5 protein-coding genes are annotated in these 2,404 nt (G+C 64.8%); 1 reads left to right on the forward strand and 4 read right to left on the reverse strand.

Annotation, left to right across the window (positions count from 1 at the left end; translation table 11 throughout):
• Positions 1-168, forward strand: a 168-nt coding sequence (rpsT, locus tag ACMI1Q_RS10515) for a 30S ribosomal protein S20 (RefSeq protein ID WP_419503726.1), incomplete at its 5' end; no start/stop codon positions are given.
• A gap of 72 nt (positions 169-240) precedes the next feature.
• Here rpsT and ACMI1Q_RS10520 read toward each other — a convergent pair.
• From ACMI1Q_RS10520 to ACMI1Q_RS10535, 4 genes are all read right to left on the reverse strand, one after another.
• A complete protein-coding gene (locus tag ACMI1Q_RS10520) occupies positions 241-492 on the reverse strand; it encodes a peptidoglycan synthetase (RefSeq protein WP_112121457.1) in 252 nt (83 codons plus the stop codon).
• Between the two features lie 75 nt (positions 493-567).
• Positions 568-924: a SpoVA/SpoVAEb family sporulation membrane protein gene (locus tag ACMI1Q_RS10525; protein ID WP_112121458.1), complete on the reverse strand. Its 357-nt coding sequence runs from the start codon at positions 922-924 to the stop codon at positions 568-570.
• 1 nt (position 925) lies between these two features.
• On the reverse strand, positions 926-1,942 hold the full coding sequence (locus ACMI1Q_RS10530) for a stage V sporulation protein AD (protein ID WP_419503724.1): 1,017 nt from the start codon (positions 1,940-1,942) through the stop codon (positions 926-928).
• 90 nt (positions 1,943-2,032) lie between these two features.
• Positions 2,033-2,404: SpoVA/SpoVAEb family sporulation membrane protein (locus tag ACMI1Q_RS10535; protein ID WP_419503725.1), on the reverse strand; the 372-nt coding region annotated here is incomplete at its 5' end.

The following is a 2,404-nucleotide window of genomic DNA, read 5'->3' on the forward strand; positions in this document are numbered from 1 at the left end:
GTCAAGAAGGCAGACGCTGCCATCGATGCGAATGCCGCTGACAAGGACGCAACCGTCCTGGCTGCTGTTTCCGCGATCGACAAGGCTCGCGCTAAGGGTGTCATCAAGAAGAACACCGCCAGCCGCAAGATCAGCCGTATGGCAAAGCGTGCTAACAAGAACGCTTGATCGCGCAGTTTGATTGACGAACAAAACCTCTGTACCGGGTAACCGGCACAGGGGTTTTTGTTTTTTCCGCTGTTATGTCCCGCACAGTGCGGCAAGGCTCTGCCGCTGCACCGGTTCCAGCAGCTGCTCCGGCGGCAACGGCTGCGGCGGCACCACCACCCACCACACCGCCCACGCGGCGGGCACGACTGCCGCCAGCATAAGCCCCGGGTACAAAAGTGCCGGCTCGTGCAGCCACGGGCTGCCCGGCGGCAGCACCAGCGCCGTGCACAGGCACAGCGCCGCCCACAGCTCCCACAATACGGTCTGTCCGCTGCGTTTCATGCGCCTCACCTCCGTTTTGCCCCCAGTTTACCAGCCGCCGGACGCAAAATGTGGCGAAGCAGCGCAGACAAAACATCAGTTCTGGTCGTGGCTTTTGCCCACAAGGCTGCACACCACACCGCAGACAAGGCTTGCGGTGATGCCCGCAGAAGCAGCGGTCAGCCCGCCGGTCAGGATTCCGATGGCACCCTTTTCCGCCACGGCGGTGCGCACCCCCTTTGCCAGCAGATGCCCGAAGCCCAGCAGGGGCACGCTCGCCCCCGCACCGGCAAACTCTGCCAGCGGCGCATACAGCCCCACCGCCGAGAGCACCACTCCCGCCACCACATAGCCGGTCAGGATGCGTGCCGGGGTCAGCTTTGTCAGGTCGATGAACAGCTGCCCCACCGCGCAGAGGACACCGCCCATTAAAAATGCCCACAGATAGTTCATTTCAGCTCTCCTTTTCCGGCGCGGTCAGCTCTACCAAATGTGCCACCGCCGGGATGCTCTCCTTCTGCAAAAAGGTGGTCTGGCTCATCAGCGCCCCAGTGGCGAGGAACAGCACCCGGCGGCTGCCGCGGCGCAATAACTTTGGCAGGATATGCCCACAGAGCACGGCGGCACAGCAGCCCGCGCCCGAGCCGCCGCTTTTTACCCGCTGCTCCCAGGCATCGTAGAGCAGACAGCCGCAGTCCGCGTGGTTTTTCAGCAGCAGACCCTCTGCCGCCAACAGCTCCCGCAGCATCTGACTGCCCACCAGCCCAAGGTCGCCGGTGTAGATGCAGTCGAAATCCCGCAGTTCTGCATGGGTATCAGCAAGATACTGCAATAGCGTGGCTGCTGCTGCCGGTGCCATGGCTGCACCCATGTTGTTGATATCCTTGATGTTATAGTCCTGCACCCGCCCAAGGGTTGCGGCGGCAACGCCCACCCCCTGCCCTGCCGGACGCAGCAGGCAGCACCCGGCGGCGGTGGCCGTCCACTGCGCGGTAGGAGTGCGCACCGCGCCGTAGCTCAGCGGGGTGCGGAACTGACGCTCTGCCGCGCAGAAATGGCTGGAGGTCATGGCCAGCAGGTTCTGCGCCGCCCCGCTGCTGCACAGCGCCGCGCCCAGCGCCAGCGCCTCGGCCATGGTGCTGCACGCCCCGAACAGCCCCGCAAAGGGCACGCCCAGCTCCCGCAGCGCGTAGCCGGAGGCGGTGCACTGCGCCTGCAAGTCCCCCGCCAGCGCAAGGTCTACCCGCTCTGCGGGCAGAGACGCTTTTTGCAGGCAGAGCCGTGCCGCCCGCAGCTGCAGCTGCTTTTCGGCGGCCTCCCAGCTGCACTGTCCCAGCCGGTTGTCGGTGGTCAGTTCGTCAAAGCCCGCCGCCAGCGGGCCATCGCTCTCTTTTTTGCCGCCCACCGCCGCCTGTGCGGCGATGACCGGCGGGGTATGGAACAACAGGGTATCGCCCCGGCGCTCTGTCATAAAATTTTCTCCTTTTTTTCTACAAAAAATGCCCCGGCACGTGCTATACTGGTGCTGCGGCGCTGCAATATCCGGCGGGGCTGTTCCGTATTATAAAGCAGAAGCCCCCAGCAGCCAGAGCACCGCGCCGTACACCACCGCCGCCAGCGTGCCGTACACGATGACCGGCCCTGCAATGGTGAACATCTTGGCTCCGGTGCCGCAGACCCTGCCCTCGGGCTTGAACTCGATGGCGGCGCTGACCACGGCGTTGGCAAAGCCCGTGATGGGTACCAGCGAGCCTGCCCCGGCTTTGGCGGCAAGCTTCTGGTAGAGCCCCAGCGTGGTCAGCAGGGCCGACAGCACAATGAGAGTGCAGCTGGTCAGGGTACCGGCAAGCTGGGCTTCCAGCCCCATGCCAAGATACCACCCGCGCAGCACCTCGCCCAGCAGGCAGATGCCGCCGCCCACGCAGAACGCCCA

It is taken from the genome of Candidatus Allofournierella excrementavium (assembly GCF_048526665.1).
Classification (GTDB): Bacteria; Bacillota; Clostridia; order Oscillospirales; family Ruminococcaceae; genus Allofournierella_A; species Allofournierella_A excrementavium.

What these genes read in the sequence shown, in the direction of transcription:
- ACMI1Q_RS10525 (WP_112121458.1), bottom strand. Translation starts at nt 924, where the DNA reads ATGAACTATCTGTGGGCATTTTTAATGGGCGGTGTCCTCTGCGCGGTG.
- ACMI1Q_RS10530 (WP_419503724.1), bottom strand. Translation starts at nt 1,942, where the DNA reads ATGACAGAGCGCCGGGGCGATACCCTGTTGTTCCATACCCCGCCGGTC.
- ACMI1Q_RS10520 (WP_112121457.1), bottom strand. Translation starts at nt 492, where the DNA reads ATGAAACGCAGCGGACAGACCGTATTGTGGGAGCTGTGGGCGGCGCTG.